15 protein-coding genes are annotated in these 22,846 nt (G+C 71.9%); 4 read left to right on the top strand and 11 right to left on the bottom strand.

Translation table 11 applies throughout. The annotated features are described in order from the left end of the window. Window positions 1–370: 370 nt before the first annotated feature. Window positions 371–1,669 (bottom strand): FAD-dependent monooxygenase, encoded by a 1,299-nt coding sequence (locus tag ACFVFQ_RS16635; protein WP_383415625.1) that lies wholly within the window; start codon window positions 1,667–1,669, stop codon window positions 371–373. A gap of 128 nt (window positions 1,670–1,797) precedes the next feature. Between ACFVFQ_RS16635 and ACFVFQ_RS16630 the strand changes: the two genes are divergently transcribed. Then, a complete protein-coding gene (locus tag ACFVFQ_RS16630; protein ID WP_383415622.1) occupies window positions 1,798–2,562 on the top strand; it encodes a TetR/AcrR family transcriptional regulator in 765 nt (254 codons plus the stop codon). Between the two features lie 153 nt (window positions 2,563–2,715). Here ACFVFQ_RS16630 and ACFVFQ_RS16625 read toward each other — a convergent pair whose 3' ends face one another. Further along, the gene (locus tag ACFVFQ_RS16625) at window positions 2,716–3,882 is read right to left on the bottom strand and encodes a rod shape-determining protein (RefSeq protein ID WP_383415619.1); all 1,167 of its coding nucleotides are present in this window, start codon (window positions 3,880–3,882) and stop codon (window positions 2,716–2,718) included. 164 nt (window positions 3,883–4,046) lie between these two features. Further along, window positions 4,047–6,113, bottom strand: a complete 2,067-nt coding sequence (locus tag ACFVFQ_RS16620; protein ID WP_383415615.1) for an FUSC family protein — start codon at window positions 6,111–6,113, stop codon at window positions 4,047–4,049. A gap of 369 nt (window positions 6,114–6,482) precedes the next feature. Here ACFVFQ_RS16620 and ACFVFQ_RS16615 point away from each other — a divergent pair, with 369 nt between their 5' ends. Next, window positions 6,483–7,502, top strand: a complete 1,020-nt coding sequence (locus ACFVFQ_RS16615; protein ID WP_383415612.1) for an alpha/beta hydrolase — start codon at window positions 6,483–6,485, stop codon at window positions 7,500–7,502. Between the two features lie 76 nt (window positions 7,503–7,578). Here the strand turns inward: ACFVFQ_RS16615 and ACFVFQ_RS16610 are convergent, their stop codons facing one another. The 8 genes from ACFVFQ_RS16610 to iolC all read right to left on the bottom strand — a co-directional run bounded on the left by ACFVFQ_RS16610 (window position 7,579) and on the right by iolC (window position 19,324). Beyond that, window positions 7,579–8,439 (bottom strand): ABC transporter permease, encoded by an 861-nt coding sequence (locus ACFVFQ_RS16610; RefSeq protein WP_383415605.1) that lies wholly within the window; start codon window positions 8,437–8,439, stop codon window positions 7,579–7,581. Next, the gene (locus ACFVFQ_RS16605) at window positions 8,436–11,147 is read right to left on the bottom strand and encodes an alpha/beta fold hydrolase (RefSeq protein ID WP_383415602.1); all 2,712 of its coding nucleotides are present in this window, start codon (window positions 11,145–11,147) and stop codon (window positions 8,436–8,438) included. The genes ACFVFQ_RS16610 and ACFVFQ_RS16605 overlap by 4 nt, the downstream gene beginning before the upstream one ends. Before the next feature lie 146 nt (window positions 11,148–11,293). Further along, window positions 11,294–12,412 carry a hypothetical protein gene (locus tag ACFVFQ_RS16600; protein ID WP_383415599.1) on the bottom strand — a complete coding sequence of 373 codons (1,119 nt, stop codon included), beginning with the start codon at window positions 12,410–12,412 and terminating at the stop codon, window positions 11,294–11,296. 234 nt (window positions 12,413–12,646) lie between these two features. Continuing rightward, window positions 12,647–14,140, bottom strand: coding sequence for a CoA-acylating methylmalonate-semialdehyde dehydrogenase (locus tag ACFVFQ_RS16595; protein WP_383415596.1), 1,494 nt, complete (start codon window positions 14,138–14,140; stop codon window positions 12,647–12,649). Between the two features lie 37 nt (window positions 14,141–14,177). Continuing rightward, window positions 14,178–16,181, bottom strand: coding sequence for a 3D-(3,5/4)-trihydroxycyclohexane-1,2-dione acylhydrolase (decyclizing) (iolD, locus tag ACFVFQ_RS16590; RefSeq protein WP_383415593.1), 2,004 nt, complete (start codon window positions 16,179–16,181; stop codon window positions 14,178–14,180). Continuing rightward, window positions 16,178–17,143 (bottom strand): 5-deoxy-glucuronate isomerase, encoded by a 966-nt coding sequence (gene iolB, locus ACFVFQ_RS16585; protein WP_383415590.1) that lies wholly within the window; start codon window positions 17,141–17,143, stop codon window positions 16,178–16,180. The genes iolD and iolB overlap by 4 nt, the downstream gene beginning before the upstream one ends. A gap of 81 nt (window positions 17,144–17,224) precedes the next feature. Then, window positions 17,225–18,112, bottom strand: coding sequence for a deoxyribose-phosphate aldolase (locus tag ACFVFQ_RS16580; RefSeq protein ID WP_383415587.1), 888 nt, complete (start codon window positions 18,110–18,112; stop codon window positions 17,225–17,227). A 213-nt stretch (window positions 18,113–18,325) separates the two neighbouring features. After that, the gene (gene iolC / locus ACFVFQ_RS16575) at window positions 18,326–19,324 is read right to left on the bottom strand and encodes a 5-dehydro-2-deoxygluconokinase (protein WP_383415584.1); all 999 of its coding nucleotides are present in this window, start codon (window positions 19,322–19,324) and stop codon (window positions 18,326–18,328) included. 547 nt (window positions 19,325–19,871) lie between these two features. Between iolC and ACFVFQ_RS16570 the strand changes: the two genes are divergently transcribed. Then, complete coding sequence (locus tag ACFVFQ_RS16570) at window positions 19,872–20,792, top strand: sugar phosphate isomerase/epimerase family protein (protein ID WP_383415581.1); 921 nt, start codon at window positions 19,872–19,874, stop codon at window positions 20,790–20,792. A gap of 581 nt (window positions 20,793–21,373) precedes the next feature. Then, entirely contained in the window at window positions 21,374–22,402 is a 1,029-nt protein-coding gene (locus ACFVFQ_RS16565) for a Gfo/Idh/MocA family protein (RefSeq protein WP_383415655.1), read from the top strand. Window positions 22,403–22,846 lie beyond the last annotated feature (444 nt).

The following is a 22,846-nucleotide window of genomic DNA, read 5'->3' as shown; positions in this document are numbered from 1 at the left end:
GGAATTCCTCGGTGACGCCTAATCAGACGCCCGGAATGAATTTCGACATGCGGAATTCAATCCCGTTGAGGAGTCGTGCAGTAGTGAGGTGCCGCTGATGTGCGGCGTAGTGGCTGCCGTGGGGCCTGTCGGCTCCGTGGCAACTCGAAGACTCTACATGACCCTGCGGGTGCGGAACGACCTGGGGGTGCGTCCATGGATGGATGGCGCTGGCGCGGGCCGCTGGGTCATCGAGTCGCCGGTGAGGGTGGGTGCTGGCTTCTCGCTCCACTGACGGTTCGCTGCTGGCCGCTCCTGCTGCAACGGCCGTTGCAGCAGGAGCGGCTAAGGGTGCTCCTCGACGGGCTCTTCTTGGGAGGGGCTTTTGTTGTTAGGGGTGAGGGGTGGCGGTGAGGAGGGTGGGGTAGTTGGGGAGATCGATGGCGGCGGAGGTTTGGTGGGCGGCTTGGAGCATGGTGGTGAGGGCGGTGGGGTTGTTGAGGGTGGCGTTGCGGGTGGTGAGGGCGTCTTGGGTGGGTGGGGCCAGGAAGGTGCCGGTGGTGCGGCCGCCTTCTTGGCAGCGGGTGACGTAGGGGCGGAGTTGCTGTTCGTAGCGGGCGAAGGCGCGGTGGTGGTCGCCGGCGGCTAGAGCCAGTTCGCCGGCGAGGACGTAGGCGCCGACGAGCGCCGAGCCGGTGCCCATGCCGCCGACGGTGGCGCCGTAGGCGGCGTCGCCGAGGAGGGCTATGCGTCCCGTGGACCAGGTGGGTACGTCGACGCGGCTTATGGAGTCGAAGTAGAGGGTGTCGGTGTTCCAGAGGGTTTCGATGAGTTCGGGGGTGCGCCAGCCGGCGCCGTCGTATGCCTGGGCGATGGCCTTGCGTTGGGCGAGCGCGTCGCGGCGGTCGTAGGTCAGTTGGTCGGAGGCGAAGACGCAGAAGGTCTCGCCGTTGTAGGACGCTTCGGTGGCGCGGCGGGGGACGCGGCCGACCGTTACCAGGCGGCCCGGCTCGTTGTAGCCGACGGCGCGGGCTGCGAGGTCCGGGGCCGCGCTCGCGGGGAGGTCCCAGCCGGCGACGTAGTAGCCGAGGTGGCTGACGAATTGGGACTCGGGGCCGAAGGCGAGTCGGCGGACGGTGGAGTGCAGGCCGTCGGCGCCGATGACCAGGTCGAAGGTGCGGGGCGCGGCGCGCTCGAAGGTGACGTGGACGCCGTCGGCGGTTTCGGTGAGGGAGGTGATCGAGTCGCCGAAGAGGTACTCGGTGGGGGTGGGCAGGGTGTGCGTCTGGCTGTGGGCGTAGAGGAGCTGGGAGAGGTCGGAGCGGAGGATTTCTATGTCGCCGGCGGCGAACTCGGGGGGTAGGGCGGCTACTTGATGGCCTTGGGCGTCTATGAAGGTCATCGGGGTGCCGGCGGTGCGGTGTTGCTTGAGCTTGTCGAGGAGGCCCATGCGCTGGAGCACCGTCAGATGGGCCTCGCCGCGGAAGTCGACCGCGAAGCCGCCGCCCCGGAGGGTGGGGGCGAGCTCGACCACGGTGGGGCGGTAGCCGTAGCGGGCGAGCCAGTAGGCGAGCGCCGGGCCGGCGATGCTGGCGCCGGAGATCAACACGGAGCGGGCGGGCGGCGGGGTCGTCAGGGGCGTCGTCGCGGGCGTTGCGGCGTTGGCGTGGGAGAAATCGGAGTTGGACATAGGGGTCCCCCGGTGTTGGTGCGCCGTGGCGTGGAGTTGGTGGTGCGGTGGTTCGGCGGCGCGTGTGAGTTAACTGTATCCGGCGGACGCGGATATGTATACCCCGGACACAGTTTTAGGATGCGGGGGTGGCTGGAGACGGGAAGAGCAGTGTGTTCGGGGAGCAGGCGGGCAGCGTGGAGCTGTTGTGGGGCGGGCGCGGTAGGCCCAGTCGGGGGCCCAAGCCGGCGCTGAGTCTGGAGCGCATCACGCGGACGGCCATCGGGCTCGCCGACGCCGGCGGGCTCGGCGCGGTCTCCATGCAGCGCGTGGCGGCGGAGTTGGACTTCACGAAGATGTCGCTCTACCGGTATGTGCCGGGCAAGTCGGAGCTGGTCGCGCTGATGATCGACACGGCGATGGGGGAACCGCCGGAGCTGGCGGGCGCCGCGACCGGCGACTGGCGGGGGGCCCTGCGGGAGTGGGCGGAGCGGCTGGCTGCGGTCTACCACCGGCATCCGTGGCTGCTGACCGCCATGGTGGGGCCGCGGGTACTGGGCCCGCATGAACTGGGCTGGACGGAGCGGGCGTTGGCGGCGCTGTCCGGCACCGGGTTGACGGGCGGTGAGCAGTTGGACGCCGTCGTGGTGGTGAGCGGGCACATCCGGGCGATCGCACAGGTGTCGGCGTCGATGTCGACGTCGATGGGGGTGGGCAGCGCGCGGGCGAAGGGGCCGGAGGCGGTGATGAGCGCGGCGCTGAACGAGTTGCTCGTCGGGCGGTCCGAGCGGTTCCCGGCGTTGGCGGCGGCGGTCGCGGACGTGGCGGGGGGCGAATCCTCGGATCAGGCCGGGGAGTTCGGGCTGGAGCGGATTCTGGACGGGCTGGCGGCCTACATGGGGCGCGGGCGGTAGGGCTGAGGCCCGGGGCCGGAGGCGGGAGCGTTCCCGCGCGCGGGCTTCCTCGCATTCCTTCTTAGGTCACTTCTTCCTCGCGTTGTCGGCGTCCGGTGCCCAGTGGGGCGAGAGGCCGACAACGCGAGGGAAGCGCGAGGGAAGGGGGCCGCGTTACAGCCGCACCGCCCGGCGGGGCTGTTCCTTCGCACCCGTCAGGATGCCGTGCAGGGTGGCGAATTCGTCGACGCACTTGGCGGTGCCGTTGACGACGCAGTCCAGGGGGTCGTCGGCGACCATGACGGGGACGCCCATCTCCTGGCGGAGGCGGCGGTCCAGGCCGTGGAGGAGGGCGCCGCCGCCGGTGAGGGCGATGCCGCGTTCGATGATGTCGCCGGAGAGCTCCGGCGGGCACTCGTCGAGGGTGCGGTGGACGGCGCGGACGATGGACTCGACCGGTTCGGCGAGGGCGGTGCGGATCTCCTCGGCGGTGACCTCCAGGAGCCGGGGCAGTCCGCTGAGGTGGTCGCGGCCGCGGAGGGTGTAGGAGGCGGGGAGGGGGGACTTGTGGGGGTGGGTGGTGGCATCCGCCTCGGCGTCCCCGTCGGAGTCGGTGTCGCCGGCGGTCGTGGTGACGCGGGTGAGGGAGCGGAGGAGGTCGGAGTCGGTCGGGTCCGGTTCCCAGGTGGCCGAGCCGATGGCGATCTTGATGTCCTCGGCGGTGCGTTCGCCGATGGCCAGGCCGTGTTCCTTCTTGATGTACGTGGCGATCGCGGTGTCCATGGCGTCGCCGGCGACCCGTACGGACTGGGCGGTGACCAGGCCGCCCATGGAGACGACGGCGACCTCCGTGGTGCCGCCGCCGATGTCGACGACCATGCAGCCGACCGGCTCGGCCACCGGGAGGCCGGCGCCGATCGCGGCAGCCATCGGCTCCTCGATCAGGTGCACCTCGCGGGCGCCGGCGCCGCGGGCGGAGTCGATGACGGCGCGCCGTTCCACCCCCGTGATCCCGGAGGGGACGCAGATGACGACGCGGGGGCGCGAGAAGCGGCGACTGGGCAGGGCCTTCTTCATCAGGGCGCGGAGCATCTGCTCGGCGGCGTCGAAGTCGGCGATGACGCCTTCCCTTAGGGGGCGCATCGCGGTGATCCCGGAGGGCGTGCGGCCGATGGTGCGTTTGGCTTCCAGGCCGACGGCGACGACGTCGCCGGTGGCGTTGACGGCGACCACGGACGGCTCGTTCAGCACCACGCCTTTGCCGCGGGCGTAGACGAGGGTGTTGGCCGTGCCGAGGTCGATGCCTATGTCGTACGTGCCGGACGAAGTGCTGGACGCCATGGGGAGTTCGCTTGCTCTCTCTCGGGAGGACATTGCGCCGCAGAGGCCGTCATTGGCCGACCAATGACGGGAATTGCGGGCAATTATCTAGACTACTGGGGGTGCTGAATGGTTCCTGCGGGGGCCGATGGGCCGGCAAAATCCCGGGATGCGGGACGGTGGGCTCAGGGGTCGGGCGGCAGCGCCTCGGCGAGGTCGTCGAGGGCGTCGAGGAGGAGTTCGGCGACGTTGACGGGCAGGCCCTGGTGGGCCTCCTCGGCGCGCCACTGTTCCCAGGCGGCGCGCGGCGCGCTCCAGTCCAGGGGGTCGCCGTCGCGGACGGCCTGGGCGGCGCGGTCCAGGGCGGGGCGGAGCGCGGCGGTGAACGCGGCGGCGCCGGGCGAGGGTTGGGCGTCCTTCTCGGGCGGATGGGCCTCCAGGATCATCGTGACCCGGCCCATGGTGGCGAGCGCGGCGTTGGCGTCGCGGGCCGCGTGCAGCGAGAGGCCGTGGTGGCGGACCGGCTCCTTCTCGGCGCGGGCCTCGGTGACCTCCCAGGCGGCGCGGGCCGCGCGGCCGTCCAGCAGGGCCTCGCGGACCTGGCGGGGGCGGCGCTCGGCGGGCCGGGCGTGGGCGTCGAAGACGGCCAGGGCGTAGCGGCCGTTGGCGGCGAGCCAGTCGGCGAGGCGGTCGCGGAGCCGGGGCGTCTCCCAGGCGGGGAAGAGCGCGTAGGAGAGCATCGCCAGCACCCCGCCGATGAGGGTGAGCACGATGCGTTCCTCGACGGTCTGCTCCCAGCCGGCGCCGGCGATGCCCAGCAGGAAGACGACGTAGGCGGCGACGCAGGCCGAGGTGACCGAGAAGCCCGTGCGCATCAGCAGGTACATCAGGAACACGCAGAGCAGGGCGAGCGCGGCGCTGGTGTAGACGCCGGGGTGGGCCAGCGCCATCAGGGCGCCGGCGATGGCCACGCCGACGAGGGTGCCGGCGAAGCGGGCGACGCCGCGGGAGTAGGTCTGCGCGAAGTCGGGGCGCATCACCATGACGGAGGCGAGCGGCGCCCAGTAGCCGTGGCCGAAGTGGAGGGCGCTGCCCAGGAGATAGCCGACGGCGGCGACCGCGGCGACCCGCAGTGCGTGTCGGAAGATCCGTGAGGACCAGCGGGCCTCGCGGCGCAGGGCGCGCAGGGCCACCGGCACCAGCTTGGGGACGCTGGGGCGCAGCAGGTGGCCGCGCTCGGCCGCGGTGGTGGGGCGGGTGGCCTCGACGGGCTCGTCGGTGAGCTCGACGGCGTCGGCGAGGAGGGAGATCAGGCGGTAGGCGGCGCGGCGGGCCGGGCCGGTGAGCATCGGCCCGGTGGACGGGACTTCGAGGGTGGCCATCGCTTCCGGGGGCAGCCGCACCGGCTTGGCGTGGCGTACGGCGTGCGCGACGGCGTCCAGGACGGTGGCGGCGGCGCCCAACAGGTCCCGGACGCGGTCGCGTTCGGGGCCTTCGAAGGGGGCGCCGACGACCGGGTCGGCCAGGGAGGCGAGGACCGGGCGGACGCGTTCGGCGAGGCCGCGTGGGCCGTGCAGTTGGACGGGGCGGCGGCGGGCCTGGCGGGGCGTCACGGCGGAGGCGAGGCGGGCGTCCATCAGGGGCGCGGGGTCGAAGGGGGCGACCGGGTCGTGCCGCAGCCGGCGGGCGTAGTCGGCCTCGGCGGCCAACGCGTCGGCGAGGGCGTCGCGCTGGATGCCCCAGGGGCGCACCGGGAACAGGACGATCAGGGCGGCCTGGACGAGGCCGCCGAAGGCGATCAGCGCGGCGTGTTCCAGGGCGCCGACGACGGACGTCGGGAGGGTGACGGTGATCAGCATGATCGCCACGGTCTGGGTGCCGGCGAGCCCGGAGACCGGGCCGATCGCCCAGGCCATGCCCGCCAGGAACGTCCAGCCGATGAGCAGCGCGACGAACGCGACGACATGGGCGGCGGCGAGGTAGCCGAGGAAGGTGGAGACCGCCAGTGCGCCGGCGACGGCCAGCGCCAGGACGGGGCGGGGGCGCATGCTGCGTTGGAAGGTGACGATGCCGGAGGCGAAGGCGCCGAAGGCCGAGGAGACCGCGAGGGCCGGACTGCCGCGCCAGAGGCACAGGCCGATGACGACGGCCACGCCGACCGTGCCGCGGACCGCGATCAGGGGGGTGAGCTTGGCCCGCTCGATGCTCAGCCCGGAGCGGGCGGCGTCCCTCAGCGCGCGCGACCAGGTCATAGCGAGAGGATACGGGCCGGGAGCTGGGGTGACGGGGTGTCGGACCCGGGGTGCGCCGGGGGCGTGTGCCGGCGGTCGGGGCGGCGGGTCACCGGCGCGCGAACGGGCCTGCGCGCGGCGGGGTATCGGATGCGGCGGACGAGCCGCGCAGGGGGGCCATCTGGCGCCAGCGGCGCGCCCCCACCGGGAAAATCACGGTAAACCCGATCTCCGGTGAGCGTAAACACCACAGGTCAGAGTGGGGTGGGGACTTCGGGCACGGGCGGTGCGAGCAAGCAGACACGCCCGGAGGGAAACCTGTCCCGGCCCCGTCCCCTCTTGCTGGCCGGTCGGGACGTCTCCCGGCCCGTTCGCCAAGGAGAAGGTCCCGTGCGCAAAACCCTTTTCAAACCGGTGGTCGCGTTGATCGCCCTGACCGTCATCGGCACCGCGGCAGGCTGCGGCACGAGCGACTCCCAGAACACCCCCGTCCGCTTCAGCGGCCCCAAGACGGGCGCCGCGATGCAGACCGCACCGACCAGCAAGAACTCGCTGGTGCAGATGCCCACCCACCCGATCAGCTTCCAGGAGACCAGCAAGGTCGGCGGAGCCGGCGGGAACACCCCCATAGCCGTGACCAACTACCACGGGAAGAAATCCGGCTTCACGGGGAAGGTATGGGTCTGGGCGCCGCCGGAGTACTACGAGAAGAAGAACGCGAACAAGGGCTTCCCAGTCATGGAGGCGCTGCCCGGCGCCTACGGTTACCCGGTCAACTACTGGATCGGCTCCGACCTCAAGCTGGAGGAGAGCCTCGCCTCCTGGTCGAAGGCCGGCAAGAGCCTGCCCTTCATCGTGGTGATGCCGGTGCTCAACCCCAACGACAAGCAGTACTACGACGGCAGCGACATCCCGGGCCAGCCGAAGATCGGCACCTGGTTGAGCAAGGACGTCCCCGACCTCGTCCGGGAGAACTTCCGCACCCTGAAGACCCGCAACGCCTGGTGCATCATGGGCTCTTCGTCGGGCGGCTTCTCGGCGCTGAAGAACGTGCTGCAAAACCCCAAGGACTTCAAGGTCGCGATCCCCAACGGGCCGGACATCGTGCCGGACTCGCCGCTGTGGCGGGGCCACCTGTCGGCGATGCGGGAGAACAACCCCGAGGTGCTGGCGCACCGGCTGATCGCCCGCGGCGGACCGGATGTCTACCTGGCCTTCCAGGACGGTTCCCGGGAGAACACCGTGCTGCCGAAGGTGCACAAATTCATCGCCCAGTACGGCCGCGGGCCGGTGAAAACGCGGCTGCAGATCGTGCCGAACGGCACGCACAGCGGCGCCACCTACGTCCAGGGCCTGGGCATGGGCACGATGCAGTGGGTCAGCGCCCACATGCAGGGGCCGACCGGCTGAGCGCGAAGTGGTCTCGGGACGGTCGCGGCGGGCAACGTGTCCGCCGCGGCCGTCTTTTGTGTGGGCCCGGCCCGCTCTACGACACCACGTCCTTACGGGCGAAGCCGCGGAAGGCCAGGGCTATCAGTACCAGCGCATAGGACACCGAGACCGAGGCGCCCTGGAGCATGCCGGACCACTCCAACTGGGGCTGGAGGGCGTCCACCCAGGAGAACTGCCAGTGCGCCGGCAGCGCATCGCGCCAGCCGCCGAGCGCGGTGACCTGGTCGAGGACGTTGCCGACGATGGTCAGGCCGACGGCGCCGCCGACCGCGCCGAGCGGGGCGTCGGTCACCGTGGACAGCCAGAACGCCAGCGCCGCGGTGACCAGTTGGCCGACGAAGACATAGCCCGTCACCACCGCCAGCCGCGCCACGGCCTCGCCCGGAGGGAGGGTGCCCCCGCTGGGGAGTTGCAGCGGCCCCCAGCCGTACGCGGCGGTGCCGACCGCCAGCGCGACCAGTGGCAGCAGCAGCATCGCGGCGGCGCTGAACGCCAGCCCCACCGTCAGCTTGCTCAGCAGCAACCGGGCCCGCGGCACCGGCGCGGCCAACAGATAACGCAGCGAGGACCAGCTCGCCTCCGAGGCGACGGTGTCCCCGCAGAACAGCGCGACCGGCACCACCAGCAGGAAGCCGGCGGAGACGAACAGCGCGGTGGCGGTGAAGTTGGCGCCGGAGGCGGTGGCGGTGGCCATCAGGCTGATCCGGCCGCTGCTGCGGGCGCTGGGGTCGCCGCCGATCGCGAACGCCACGACGAGGACGAACGGCAGCAGCGTCAGGACCGCGGCGATCACCAGGGTGCGGCGGCGCAGCAGTTGGCGGCGGGCCTCGACGCGCAGCGGGAGGGTGCGCCGGGCGCGGTAGCCGGGCGCCGCCACCGGGGTCGTCGCGGTCATCGTCGGTCTCCTTGGATCAGGGTGAGGAAGGCGTCCTCCAGGCGGCCCTGGGGGCCGACGCGATGTATCGGGACCTCCAGTCGCACCAGCTCGGCCAACAGCCTGGGGACGCCGTCCCGTTCGGCGAGCCGGACCAGCAGGCCCTCGTCGGCGCGGGCCGCCGAGACCACGCCGGGCAACGCGCCAACCTTCTCCACCACCGCGTCCGGCAGCGGCGCGGCGGCGCCGACGCCGATCAGCACGGTGTCGCCGGCGCCCACGATGTCGCCGACCGGCCCGGCCTGCACCAGTTGGCCGCGGTCCATCACGACCAGGTGGGTGCAGCTCTGCTCGACCTCGGACAGCAGGTGGCTGGAGACGATGACGGTGCGCCCGGCCGCGGCGTAACGGATCATCACCTCGCGCATCTCGCGGATCTGCGGCGGGTCCAGGCCGTTGGTCGGCTCGTCGAGGATCAGCAGGTCCGGCAGGCCGAGCATGGCCTGGGCGAGGGCGAGGCGCTGCCGCATGCCCTGCGAGTAGGTGCGGACCGCGCGGTCCAGGGCGGCGCCCAACCCGGCGATCTCCAGCGCCTCCTCGGTGTGCGCGTCGGCCGCCGGGCGGCCCGTCGCCCGCCAGTAGAGGTCGAGGTTGGCGCGGCCGGACAGGTGCGGCAGGAAGCCGGGTCCCTCGACGAAGGCGCCGACCCGGGACAGCACCGGCGCGCCCGGTCGGATCGCCCGCCCGAACACCCGGACCTCGCCGCCGTCGGGGCGGATCAGACCCATCAGCATCCGCAGGGTGGTGGTCTTGCCCGCGCCGTTGGGCCCCAACAGGCCCAGTACCTGGCCGCGTTCGACGCGGAAGGTCAGGTCGCGTACGGCGTACCGCTCCGCGGACTTGGCGTAGCGCTTGGTCAGGCCGGTGATCTGGAGCGGGACGTCGGCCAGGGCTGGGTCGGGGGCGGGCGCCGCGGTCCGCCGGCGGGCGGTGAGCAGCAGCGCTCCGGCGACGACCGCGGCGGCCGCGGGCAGTATCCACGTCCAGGTGGGCAGCGGGGCGGCGGCGCTGCGCAGCTCCGGCACGGTGGGCACGTCGAGCTCGCCGGAGGCCAGGGAGGCGGTGTAGGTGGCGGGCTGGGCCGGGGTGGCGTAGCCCAGGTCGGTGGCGGCCAGGACCAGGCGGAGTCGGTGCCCGGTGGCGAAGTCGTGGTCGACGGCGGGCAGTTGGAGTCGCACCGTGCGGCCGTCCCGGGCGCCCTCGATGCGGTAGGGCGTGACCAGTTGGGACGGCAGCAGCTGGCGGCGGCCGTCGGGGGCGACGTCGTAGAGCTTGGCGAAGACCACCGCGTCCGGGGAGGTGGAGCGGATGCGGACGGTGGCGGTGGGGCTGCCGGTGAGGTGGACGGGGGTGCGCAGCGGGGCGGAGTCGAAGTGGGCGTACTGGCCGGGGAAGTCCAGGGAGAGGCCGCCGGCGCCCAGGGAGGAGAGGTTGCCGAGGGCGCCGGCGCCGGGGACGGCGGAGATCGCGGGCGGTGCGGCGCCGGCCGGGTTGGCGAAGCGCTGCTCACGGCCGGTCAGGGCCAGGCGGCGGGGGTCGTGGTCCAGGCCCGGATAGCGGTCGGCGCTGGCACCGCGCAGCCGGACGGTGCCGGCGGTGGTGTCCACCGCGCCGCTGCGGCTGACCCGGAACGCCGGGCCGGTGGCGGCGTGTTCGTCGCCCTTGAGGTAGCGGTCGAACCACGCCGCGGTGCGCGCGGTGAGCCGGGCGGTCTCCCGGTCGCCGCCGTCGTGCCCGCCGGCGATCCAGTCGACGGCTACGGGGGCGCCGTTGTGGCCAAGTGTCCGTGCCATGGCGTCGGCCTGGCCGAGCGGGAAGAGCGAATCGGTCTGGCCCTGCATGAGGAGGGCGGGCACCTTGATGCGGTCGGCGACGGCGGACGGGCTGCGGGCCGCGAGGAGTGCGCGGGCCGCGGCGTCCGGCTTCCCGCTGACCGCGACCCGTTGGTACATCGCGCACAGGGCGGGCTGGAAGCGGCCGCAGCCGCCGGAGGTGGTGGAGGGGCCGGGGGCGCCGCCCGGGGTGCCGGTGGGCGAGCCGGCCGATCCGGTGGTGAAGAAGATTCCGGCCCACAGCTTCTTGAACACCCCGCCCGGGAAGAGGGCGTCGGCGAGATTCCAGTAGGTGATCTGTGGGGCGATGGCGTCGACCCGTGGATCGTGCCCGGCGGCCAGCAGCGCGACCGCGCCGCCGTACGAGGCCCCGGCGATGCCCACCCGTGGGTCGCCGGGCTTGTCGAGCCGCACCTCGGGGCGCTTGGCGAGCCAGTCGATCAGCCGGCTGACGTCGGCGACCTCGGCGGCCGGGTCGTTCAGCCCGATCGCACCGGTGGACCTGCCGAAGCCGCGCGCCGACCACGTCAGCACCGCATAGCCCTTGCGGGCCAACTGCTCGGCCTCGGGCCGGACATCGGCCTTGCTGCCGCCGAAGCCGTGGGCGAGCAGGACCGCGGGGCGCCGCCCGGCGCTGCCGCCCGCGGTGAAGAAGGAGGTGTCGATCCGCACCGTCGCCCGGCCGCCGGACGCCGCGGGCATCGCCAGGACGCGGTCCTCGCGGTGCACGGCAGGCGGCGCGTCCGAGGCGGCGGCCGCCCAGGTGCCGCCTCCTACGAGGAGCGCGAGCGCGCCCACGATGGCGTAGAGCCGGCGGCCGCGCAGTCGGAGATCCATGACTGAATCCTAGGTACCGGCACTGACAACCGCCCCGTCCCGCGGGCCGAACCGGGCGCCCTCCCACCGCAGTAGACCGCCCAGGGCCCGTACCGCGTCCGTCGTACGGGCCCGCCGGGGCGGGCGGGGCAGCGTCGACTCGCGGCTCAGTACTGCGGCGGGCCGTAACCGCCGTGCGGGGGCTGCCCGTTGCCGGGCGGCATGGGCGGGCCGCCGACCGGGGGCATGGGCGGCGGGCCCGGCTGCTGCCAACCGACCGGCGGCGGCCCGACGGGGCCCGGGACGAAACCGGGGGCGGCGAACGCGGGCGCCGGGGCGGGCTGTTGCCAGGTCGGCGCGACCGGCTCGCCGCGGGCCATCAGCGCCACCAGCACCAGCGAACCGAACAGGTCGAGCGCCAACTGGGCGTCGCCGATGATGTTCATGCCCGGCAACACGTCGCTGATCTTGAACAGGGTGCCGGTGCCGATGCCCTCGATGACCGTCAGCACGGCGTTCGGCAGCAGCGCGATGGCCAGGCCGAAGGAGAGGCCGCGGGCCGCGCAGCCGCGGACCAGGCAGTTGATCCCGACGATCGCGGTCAGCAGGAAGAACACCACCGCGTACCAACCGGGCGCCAGCGACAGCAGGGTGGACAGCACGCCCTTGCCCAGATAGAGCATCTGGAAGGACACGCCGCCACCCTGGACCAGCATGTAGACCTGCCAGCCGACATAGCCCAGCGCCATCAAGCCGAGGATCAGCCCGCCGAGCACCCCGGCGGCCGCGGCCGGCCGGGCCGGCGGGCCACTGGGCGCCGGGCGCGGCCAGGACCGCATACCGGCCAGCAGCACCACGCCGGCGACCAGCGTCAGCAGGAACAGCGCCAGGCTGGAGAGGAAGACCCCGTCGAAGGTCGCGGTGCCGGCCTTGGCGCTGCGGAACCAGCGGTCGTCGTCGGTGTGGCTGCCGACGCTCACCAGTGCCTGGAGGGCGGTGGCGAACGTGGCGGTGGTGGCCACGGCCAGCAGCCCGCCGGCCGAGCGACGGCCGGCGAACGCCGCGACGGCGGCGGTCAGCTGGAGCAGGCAGAAACCCAACTGGACGGGACTGGTGACCTCGTTGGGGCCCGGCCCGTGCGCACTGGTCCAGCCGTCCCAGACGCCGACGATGCCGAACTCCCCTATGTCGACCACGAACCAGCACGCCGTCCACAGGAAGAACAGCAGGCAGAGAATGCCTCCGGTGATCCGCGCGCCCTTGGCCAGCGCCATCCCTCGTGCCATGTCGTCCCCCGTCGTCTCGATACCGCACCGCCTACGCGCGCAGGCGACCCGTCACCGTAGCAACGGAGTTGACCGCGGTCTCCCCCCGGGCCACGGTCCGCCACCGCCCGGCCGCCGGGGGTGACGGCCGGGCGCAGCGCGGACCCGCGGGTGCCCTGCCGGCGGCGGCCGGCAGGGCGCCGGGACGAGGCGCCCGCCAGGAGGCGCCCCGTCGGCCCGGAACGTGGGCGGGCGTCAGTGGTTGCTCGGGAAGCCCAAGTTGATGCCGCCGTCGGACGGGTCGGGCCAGCGGGTGGTGACGACCTTGCCGCGGGTGTAGAAGTGCACGCCGTCGTTGCCGTAGATGTGGTGGTCACCGAAGAGCGAGTCCTTCCAGCCGCCGAAGGAGTGGTAGCCCACCGGCACCGGGATCGGCACGTTCACCCCGACCATGCCGGCCTCGACCTCCAGTTGGAAGCGGCGGGCCGCGCCGCCGTCCCGGGTGAAGATCGCGGTGCCGTTGCCCCACGGGGAGCTGTTCATCAGCTCGATGGCCTGCTCGTACGTCTCGACGCGGACGACCGAGAGCACCGGGCCGAAGATCTCGTCGCGGTAGGCGTCCATCTCGGGCGTGACGTTGTCCAGCAGCGAGACGCCGATCCAGTGGCCGTCCTCGTGGCCCTCGACGGTGTAACCGGTGCCGTCGAGGACGACGTCGGCGCCCTGCGCGGCGGCGCCGTTGACGTACGAGGCGACCTTGTCGCGGTGCGCCTTGGTGATCAACGGGCCCATCTCGGAGGCCGGGTCGTCGCCGGGGCCGATGCGCAGCCGGTCGGCGCGCTCCTTGATCTTGCCGATCAGCGGGTCGGCGGTGCCGCCGACCGCGACGACCACGGAGATCGCCATGCAGCGCTCACCGGCCGAACCGTACGCGGCGTTGATCGCGGCGTCGGCGGCCAGCTCCAGGTCGGCGTCCGGGAGGACCAGCATGTGGTTCTTGGCGCCGCCCAGGGCCTGGACGCGCTTGCCGTTGGCGGTGCCGGTGGTGTGGATGTAGCGCGCGATGGGGGTGGAGCCCACGAAGGACACCGCGGCCACGTCCGGGTGCGTAAGCAGGGCGTCGACGGCCACCTTGTCGCCGTTGACGACGTTCAGCACGCCGTCGGGCAGGCCCGCCTCGGCGGCCAGCTCGGCCAGCTTGAACGCGGCGCTGGGGACCTTCTCGCTCGGCTTCAGCACGAAGGCGTTGCCGCAGGCGATGGCGAGCGGGAACATCCACATCGGCACCATGGCCGGGAAGTTGAACGGCGTGATGCCGGCGACCACGCCCAGCGACTGGCGGATCGCGGCCACGTCCACCCGCGTCGACACCTGGGTGGACAGCTCGCCCTTGAGCTTCTCCGGGATGCCACAGGCCAGTTCGATGATCTCCAGGCCGCGGGCGACCTCGCCCAGCGCGTCGGAATGCACCTTGCCGTGCTCGGCGGTGATCAGCCGGGCCAGCTCCTCGCGGTGCGCATCGACCAGCTCGCGGTACTTGAAGAGCACCGAGGTGCGCTTGGTCAACGAGCTGTCGCGCCAGGTGCGGTACGCCTCCTTGGCGGTGCGGACGGCGGCGTCCACCTCCTCGACGGAGGCGAAGGCGACCTGCTTCTCCTGGGCGCCGGTGGCCGGGTTGTAGACCGGCCCGAAGTTGCCGGAGACGCCCTCCACGGGCTTCCCGCCGATCCAGTGGTTGATGGTCTTCATGCGAGGGGCCTTTCCGTACGGTGCGGCGATGCGGATGTCAGAGGTGGCGGCGGCGCGCGGCGGCGCGCTCGTCGTACGCCTTGCGGGCGGCGACCGCCGCCGGACGCGTCGCGGTCTCGGCAACGGGTACATCCCACCAGGCCTGGGCGGGCGGCGCGCCCGGCACTGTGTCAGATGTTTGCGTCTCCACATAGACACATGTGGGTGTTTTTGCGCCACGGGCCTCGGCGAGGGCGATGCGCAGCTCGGCGACCGTCGAGGCACGCAACACCCGCATCCCCAGGGAGGCGGCGTTGGCGGCGAGGTCCACGGGCAGCGGCTCGCCGGTGTACGTGCCGTCCGTGGCGCGGAAGCGGTAGTCGGTGCCGAAGCGCTCGCCGCCGGTCTCCTGGGAGAGACCGCCGATGGAGGCGTAGCCGTGGTTCTGGACGAGGACGAGGGTGAAGGGGATGCCCTCCTGGACCGCGGTGACGATTTCGGTGGGGTTCATCAGGTATGTACCGTCGCCGACGAGCGCCCACACCGGGCGGTCCGGGGCGGCCATCTTCACCCCGATCGCGGCCGGGATCTCATAGCCCATGCAGGAGTAGCCGTATTCGAGGTGGTACTGCCTGCGGGACCGGGCGCGCCAGAGTTTGTGCAGGTCACCGGGGAGGGAACCGGCCGCGTTGAGGACGATGTCGGTCTCGTCGACGAGCTCGTCGAGCGCCCCGAGCACCTGCGTCTGCGAGGGCCGCGCGGCCGGGTCGTCGGCCGCATAGGCGGCGTCCACCCGCCGCTCCCACTCCGCCTTGGTCGCGGCGTACTCGGCCTCGTAGGCGGCGTCGACCCGGTGGCCGTCCAGGGCCTCCCGGAGCGCCGCCAGCCCGGCGCGGGCGTCGGCGACCAGGGCCAGGGCGCCCAGCTTGTGGGAGTCGAAGGAGGCGATGTTGAGGTTGACGAAGCGGACCCCCGGCTCGGCGAAGAGGGTGGCGGAGGCGGTGGTGAAGTCGGTGTAGCGGGTGCCGACGCCGAGGACCAGATCGGCCCGCCGGGCCAGCCCGTCGGCGGTGGCGGTGCCGGTGTGGCCGATGCCGCCGACGTCCGCCGGGTGATCGAAGGCCAACGAGCCCTTGCCCGCCTGGGTGGACGCCACCGGGATGCCCGTCGCCTCGACGAACTCCCGCAACGCCTCCTCCGCCTCGCTGTGGTGCACCCCGCCGCCCGCGACGATCAGCGGCCGACGGGCCGCCCGCACGGCCCGCACCGCCTCCGCCAACGCATCGGCGTCCGGCGCCGGGCGGGGAACCCACCACACCCGGTCGGCGAAGAACTCCGCCGGCCAGTCGTACGCCTCGGCCTGCACGTCCTGCGGCAGGGCGAGGGTGACGGCACCGGTCTCCACCGGGTCGGCGAGCACCCGCATCGCCTGGAGGGCGGCCGGGATCAGCGCCTCGGGACGGGTGACCCGGTCGAAATACCGGGAGACCGGGCGCAGCGCGTCGTTCACCGACACATCGCCCGCGGTGGGGACTTCGAGCTGCTGGAGCACCGGGTCGGCGGGCCGGGTGGCGAACACGTCGCCGGGCAGCAGCAGCACCGGGAGGCGGTTGACGGTGGCGAGCGCGGCACCGGTGACGAGGTTGGTGGCACCGGGCCCGATGGACGTCGTCACCGCCTGCGCCGACAGCCGGTCGCACTGCCGCGCGTACCCCACCGCCGCGTGCACCATGGCCTGTTCGTTCCGCCCCTGGAGATACGGCAGTCTCGGCGGCCCGCCGACCGCCTCCCCCTGGGGCGCGGCACTGCCGGACTCCAGCAACGCCTGCCCGATCCCGGCCACGTTGCCGTGCCCGAAGATGCCCCAACAGGCCGCGATCAACCGATGCCGGCGGCCGTCCCGCTCGGTGTACTGGTGCGCCAGGAACTCGACCAGGGCCTGGGCCACGGTCAGCCGGCGCGTGCGCGGGGCGGACGGGTGCGCGGGGGTGTCGGTGGTGGGGCTGACGGGAGTGGTGGGGTGGCTCGACTGCTTCGTCGGGGGGTTGGTCGGCGCGGTCATCGCGGGTCTCCTGCCGGGGCCGGTGCTGCGTACAGAGGGAGTCGGGGGTCGACCGGCTGCTCCGGCCACGTCGTGCGGATCCAGCCGTGGTCCGGGTGGTCGCAGATCAACCACGCGCGCTCCTCGCCCGGACCGGCCATGACATTGAGGTAGTACATGTGGTGGCCGGGGGCGGCGATCGACGGGCCGTGCCAGCCATCCGGGATCAACACCGCATCGCCCGTACGGACTTCGGCGAGGACCTCCGTACCGCGCCCGTGCCCGGACGGCGTCACCCGCTGGTAGCCCAGGCCGTCCGTCCCGTGGGCGGCCGCGATCTCGAAGTAGTAGATCTCCTCCAGCTCGGACTCCTCCCCGGGGCGACACTCGTCGTGCTTGTGCGGCGGATACGACGACCAGTTGCCACCCGGGGTGAGCACCTCCACCGCGATCAACCGGTCGCACTCGAACACCCCGGCCGCGCCGAAGTTGTTGACCTGTCGGGAACAGGCGCCGGTCCCCCGCAACTCCACGGGCACCTCGGACGCAGCGCCGTACCGGGCCGGCAGCCGACGCTCGCAACGCGCCCCGGTGAGCGCGAACCGCCCGCCGGTCCCGCTTCTGATGTGGACCTGCGCGTCCCGCGGCACGTAGGCGAAGTCCGTCACACCACTGAACACGCCCTCCCGTCCGGCCAGTTCGAAACTCACCCCCTCGGGCCCGTCCGTCCGGACCGTGCAGCCACCGGAGAGCGGCAGCACGATCCACTCGCTGTCACCGGTGGCGAAGGAGTGCTCGCCGCCCGACGGCAGTTCGAGGATCCGCAGCGAGGAGTACCCCCAACCGGCCTTCTCGGGCGAGACGTCGAGGGCGTAGGGCCCGGCGGCGCCATGGCCGGCCGCGATGTGGAACTCGGTGGCGGGGGGCTCGGCGGAGGGGGTGGTCTCGGGGTTATCTGCGGTCTTTGCGAACTCAGCATTCATGACGACAAGTCTCCTACTCACCACTGACAGTGACGCTGACGGCGACGCGGCGGCGCTGCAACGCGGCCACGAGCTGCGGTTCTAGAGCAACCCCACGGCCGTGTCGACCGCGGCCGCCACATCACCGTCCGCCGGGTAGAGCAGCGAGCGGCCGACGACGAGCCCGTGCACGGTCGGCAACCGGAGCGCCTTGCGCCACTTCTCGTAGGCGGCTTCCTGATCCCGCACGGTGCCGCCGACGTTGCCGCCGAGGAGCACGGTGGGCAGGGTCGAGGTCTCGCAGACCCGGGCCATCGCCTCGGGATCGTCGGTCACCGGAAGCTTCAACCAGGTGTACGCGGACGTCCCGCCGAGGCCGGAGGCGATGGCAACGGAACGGGTGACGGCCTCCGGACTGAGGTCGTTGCGGACCGCACCGTCGACCCGGCGGGAGAGGAACGGCTCGACGAACGTGGGCAGTTCGCGTTCCGCCATCGCGTCGATGGCGCGGGCCGTGGCCTCCAGTGTGGTCAGCGAGCCGGGGTCGTCGTAGTCGATGCGCAGCAGGAGCTTGCCCGCGTCGAAACGGAGCCGGGCGATGTCCTGGGGGCGGTGGCCGGTGAACCGGTCGTCCATCTCGAAGGAGGCGCCCGCGATGCCGCCCCGGTTCATGGAGCCCATGACGACCTTGCCTTCGAGGGCACCGAGCAGCAGCAGGTCCTCCAGGATGTCGGCGGTGGCCAGCACCCCGTCGACGCCCGGCCGGGACAGCGCGAGAACCAGGCGCTCCAGGAGGTCGACGCGGTTGGCCATGGCCAGTTGGCGGTCACCGGCGGCGAGCGCGCCCCGGGCCGGATGGTCGGCGGCCACGATCATCAGCCGGCCGTTGTCGCCGAGCAACGGGCGACGGGTACGGCGGGCGGCGGCCTCCGCGACGGCTTCGGGGTGCCGGGCGCGCAGCCCCGGGAGGTCACTGATCCGAGGGGTCAAGGCTCAACTCACCTTCTTGAGGACGGGGGTGGGGGTGGAACAGTGGCAGGGAGGGGGAGGGAAGGCCCCTTCAGGAGCGCAAGGACCCTTCGGGAGCACGGGGCGAGCCAGCCTCGCCCCGTTTCGAGTCGTCGTGCTCCGCTACAAGCCACTACGGGGCTCTACGGGTCGCTCGGCCGCGTCGCGATGACTCGGTCTACCGCGAGGTGCCGCTCACCTCCCCGCCAGAAACTCCTCGACCTCCACGGCCGTCGGCATCGCGGACGAGCACGCCAACCGGGAGGCGACGATCGCCCCGGCGGCATTGGCGTAGCGCATCATCGGCTCCAACTCCCAGCCGGCCAACAGCCCGTGGCACAGCGCTCCGCCGAACGAGTCTCCGGCGCCGAGCCCGTTGACGACCTCGACGGGGGTGGGCGGCACCTCGGCGCTCCGCCCATCCCGGTGGACGGCGAGCACCCCCTTGGGGCCCTGCTTGATGACGGCCAGCTCCACGCCCCTCTCCAACAGTGCCTCGGCGCACGCCTTCGGATCCCTGAGACCGGTGGCGACCTCGGCCTCGTCGACGTTGCCGACGGCGACGGTGGCGTGCTGCAACGCCGCCTCGTAGTACGGCCTGGCGGCGGCCATGGCCGCGGCACCGGACGCCCCGCCGTCCCCGGAGGCGCCGCCCTCCCCACCCCAGAACATCGGCCGCCAGTCCAGGTCGAAGACCGTGGTACCGCCGCCCCTCTGGGCACGCGCCTCCAGCGCGGCCAACGTGGCGCCGCGGCTCGGCTCCTCGCACAGCCCGGTACCGGTGATCCAGAAGATCCGGGCCGCGGAGATCGCCTCCAGGTCCAACTCCTCGGGGTGGATGACCAGGTCGGGGGCCTTGGGGCGGCGGTAGAAGTAGAGCGGGAAGTCGTCCGGCGGGAAGATCTCGCAGAACGTCACGGGGGTGGGGAGGCCCGCCACCGGGGTCACCCAACGGTCGTCGACGCCGAAGCCGCGCAGCGCCTGGTGGATGTACTCCCCGAACGGGTCGCGCCCGGTACGGCTGATGACGGCGCTACGACGCCCCAACCGGGCGGCGGCCACGGCCACGTTGGTGGCGGACCCGCCGAGGAACTTCCCGAACGTCTCCACCTGGGCGAGCGAAACCCCGGTCTGCAACGGGTAGATGTCCACCCCGATGCGCCCCATGGTGATCAGGTCGTGCGGCTCGGTCATAGACGCCCCTTCGGGTCGCCCGGTGCGACGGCGGAGGTCCCCTTGCCCAAGCCTTCAAGCCCTCAAGAGCACAACTCACGTACTCAAGAGCGCAATCGAGAGCCCGGGGAGGCCGGCGCAGCGGCGGGTCGAGTCGGTCGATCGGAACCGGCTCTCCCCGCCGGTTCCAGTTCCGACCAAAGGTCTAACCGCCACCAACAAACCCTGTCAACACTTTGTCCTTACATTATGACGTCAACCACTCCCCTCCAGCCTCAACTCCACCCCACAACGCCGCACAACACCCCACACCACTCCAGCCCCCTCCCGCCCTGAACTCCCCCACCCAGACAGACACCTCACACACCGCTGCACCCCCACCCCCACCTCCACACCCACACCAGGCGCGCACCCCACCACCCCCTCCCCCACCCCTCACCCTCAAAGTCCTTAAGTCCTTATGTCAGGACGAAGTCTTGACACTCCCCAGGGCGGCAGAGAGGCTGTGCCCCACAACCCACCTCAGCGCCTCCCGGTCACCGCCGACCGGCGAGAGGAGAGCCGCAGCATGTCCGTACCCCGTGCCGCCTCGTCCGTTCTGGACCGCCTCCGCATCGGTTCCGCCCCCGACTCCTGGGGCGTCTGGTTCCCCGACGACGAGCAGCAAGTCCCCTGGCAGCGCTTCCTGGACGAGGTCGCCGAGGCCGGCTACGAGTGGATCGAGCTCGGTCCGTACGGCTACCTGCCCACCGACCCGGCCGTCCTGCGCGAGGAGACCGGCCGGCGCGGCCTCACCGTCTCGGCCGGCACCATCTTCACGTCGATGCACCACGGCCCGTCCACCTGGGACAAGACCTGGGCCCACGTCTCCGAAGTCGCCTCGCTCACCCAGGCGATGGGCGCGAAGCACCTCGTCGTCATCCCCTCCTTCTGGCGTGACGACAAGACCGCCGAAATGATCGAACCCGCCGAGCTGACCGTCGAGCAGTGGAAGCACCTGACCACCGGCACGGAACGGCTGGCGAAGCAGGTGCGCGACGAGTTCGGCCTGGACATCGTGGTGCACCCGCACGCCGACACCCACATCGACACCGAGGAGCACGTCGAGCGCTTCCTCGACGCCACCGACTCCGACCTGGTCAACCTCTGCCTGGACACCGGCCACTACGCCTACTGCGGCGGCGACAGCGTCAAGTTGATCCGCACCTACGGCGAGCGGATCGGGTACCTCCACCTCAAGCAGGTGGACCCGGACATCCTCAGCGACGTCGTCGCCAAGGGCACGCCGTTCGGCCCGGCCGTGCAGCAGGGCGTGATGTGCGAGCCGCCGCTCGGCGTCCCGGCGCTGCCCCCCGTCCTGGAGGCCGCCCAGGAGTTGGGCGTCGACCTCTTCGCCATCGTCGAGCAGGACATGTACCCCTGCCCGCCCGACCAGCCGCTCCCGATCGCCCAGCGGACGCGCCGCTTCCTGCGGTCCTGCGGGGCCTGAGCCGGGGACGCCGGGGGACGCTGGGGACTGAGCCTTGAGCGCGACCCCATGCGCCTTGACCTCTCAACTCCCCATATGCGCACCCCTTCCTGGTTCCTGTGCGCCCTCCCGTGTGCCCGCGTGTGAGCGTGTTGCGTATGCGCGAGTTACGTGCGTGGCGCTGCACCTGAGGCCCGGTGTGCGCTTGCGACTGCCTCGCGCCCGCCTCCTCATACTCCGGCAACGATTACGGAGCGTAATTCGTTCCCGCGATTTGCGTTACTGGTGAGGCGCGTTGCCGGCGAGGTGTACCGAGACGAGGCGTTCTGCCCATGCCGAGGTGTTCTGCCCATGCGGAGACCGCTTGGAACGCGGAGTCACGGAACACGGAGTCGGGCACACGGCCCGGAGTCAGGGAACGGATGGCCCGGAGGCAGGGATGCGGATGAGCCGGAGTTGGGACACGGCGAGATCTGGAGGCGCGGGCGAGACCGGGCGAGACCAACGGGATCGAAGGCCAACGGGATCGAGCTGCGCGGCAGAGGAAGCGGTAGAGGAAGTAGAGGAAGGAGAACGTCGAAGTGGAAGACGGGATGGGTGAGATGGGTTCGCAGGGTTCGCGTGGGTCGTTGGGCGTGGCGGTCATTGGGACCGGGCGGATGGGGGCCGACCATGTGCGTCGCCTCAACGATGTGATCAGTGGGGCCAGGGTTGCGGCAGTGGCCGACATCGACGCCGATCGGGCCGCGCGGTTGGCCGAGGGCATCGACGGGGCCACCGCGTACACCGATCCGGCCGCGGCCATGGACGACCCCAGCGTCGACGCCGTACTGATCGCCTCGCCGGGCCCGGCCCACGAAGCGACGCTGCTCGACGCCTTCGCGCGCGACCTCCCGGTGCTGTGCGAGAAGCCGCTGACGCCGGACGCCGCCTCCGCCCTGCGGGTCCTGGAGGCCGAGCAGAAGCTGGGCCACCGGCGCGTCCAGGTCGGCTTCATGCGCCGCTACGACGCCGGGTACCGCACCCTCAAGTCCCTTCTGGACAAGGGCACATACGGCCGTCCGCTGATGCTGCACAACAAGCACCGCAACGCCGACACCCCGCCCGGTTTCACCAACGCGATGATGATCAACGACTCGGTGGTGCACGAGATCGACGTGACCCGCTGGCTGTTGGACGAGGAGATCACAGCCGTCCGCGTGCTGCGGCCGGCCCCCACCGGCAACGCGCCGGAGCGGCTCAGCGACCCGCAGCTGATCCTCTTCGAGACCGCCGGCGGCCAGGTCGTGGACACCGAACTGTTCGTCAACTGTGGTTTCGGCTACCAGGTCAACTGCGAGGCGGTCTGCGAGAACGGCACCGCGCGGATCGGCGACGACCACGGCGTCTTCGTCAACACCGCGGGCCATTGGGGCGGCACCATCACCCCCGGCTTCGTGGAGCGCTTCGAGGACGCGTACGACCGGCAGGTGCAGCGTTGGGTGGACGCCACTCGGCGCGGCGAGGTCGAGGGCCCGAGTTGTTGGGACGGGTACGCGGCGGCCGCGGTGTGCGAGGCGGGAGTCCTGGCGCAGGCCACCGGGGACCGGGTCGTCGTCGAATTGATCGAGCGTCCGGATCTCTATCGGTGAGCCAATGAGCTGGCGAACCATCGCAAGTAAGAACCATCGCAAGCAATGTGCCCATGAGCAACACCCGTAGCTGAGCTGTTCCGGTGGCTGGCGACGGACATTGTCGGTCCAGCCCCGGACTATGACCCGTTTCTCGGGTCTGTTTCTCGGGTCTGTTCCTCGGGGCTGTTTCTCAGGCCCGCTCGAAAGACCTGTTCCCCTCTCTCCTCGGCCCTCGGTGCCGCTTATCGCAGCACCGTCTACCGCGCCTGATCGGTACCCGTTTGTGGCGCGGCAACCAGCCGGCCTACGAAGCCGGTTACGTGAGTTACCTCGGTAACGTCACATCAGCGCCCGGCCCTCAATGGCACCGGCGCCCGTCGTTCCAGCGACCTCACGACCTAGTGACCTGGCGACCGATCGATTTCCCCCAGCGACCGACCCCTCACCGATCCGACGCTTCGG

Origin of the sequence: Streptomyces sp. NPDC057743 (assembly GCF_042798755.1) — a bacterium.
GTDB lineage: Bacteria > Actinomycetota > Actinomycetes > Streptomycetales > Streptomycetaceae > Streptomyces.
The sequence above is the reverse complement of the archived record's forward strand: the minus strand, read 5'-3'. Positions and strand labels throughout refer to the sequence as shown.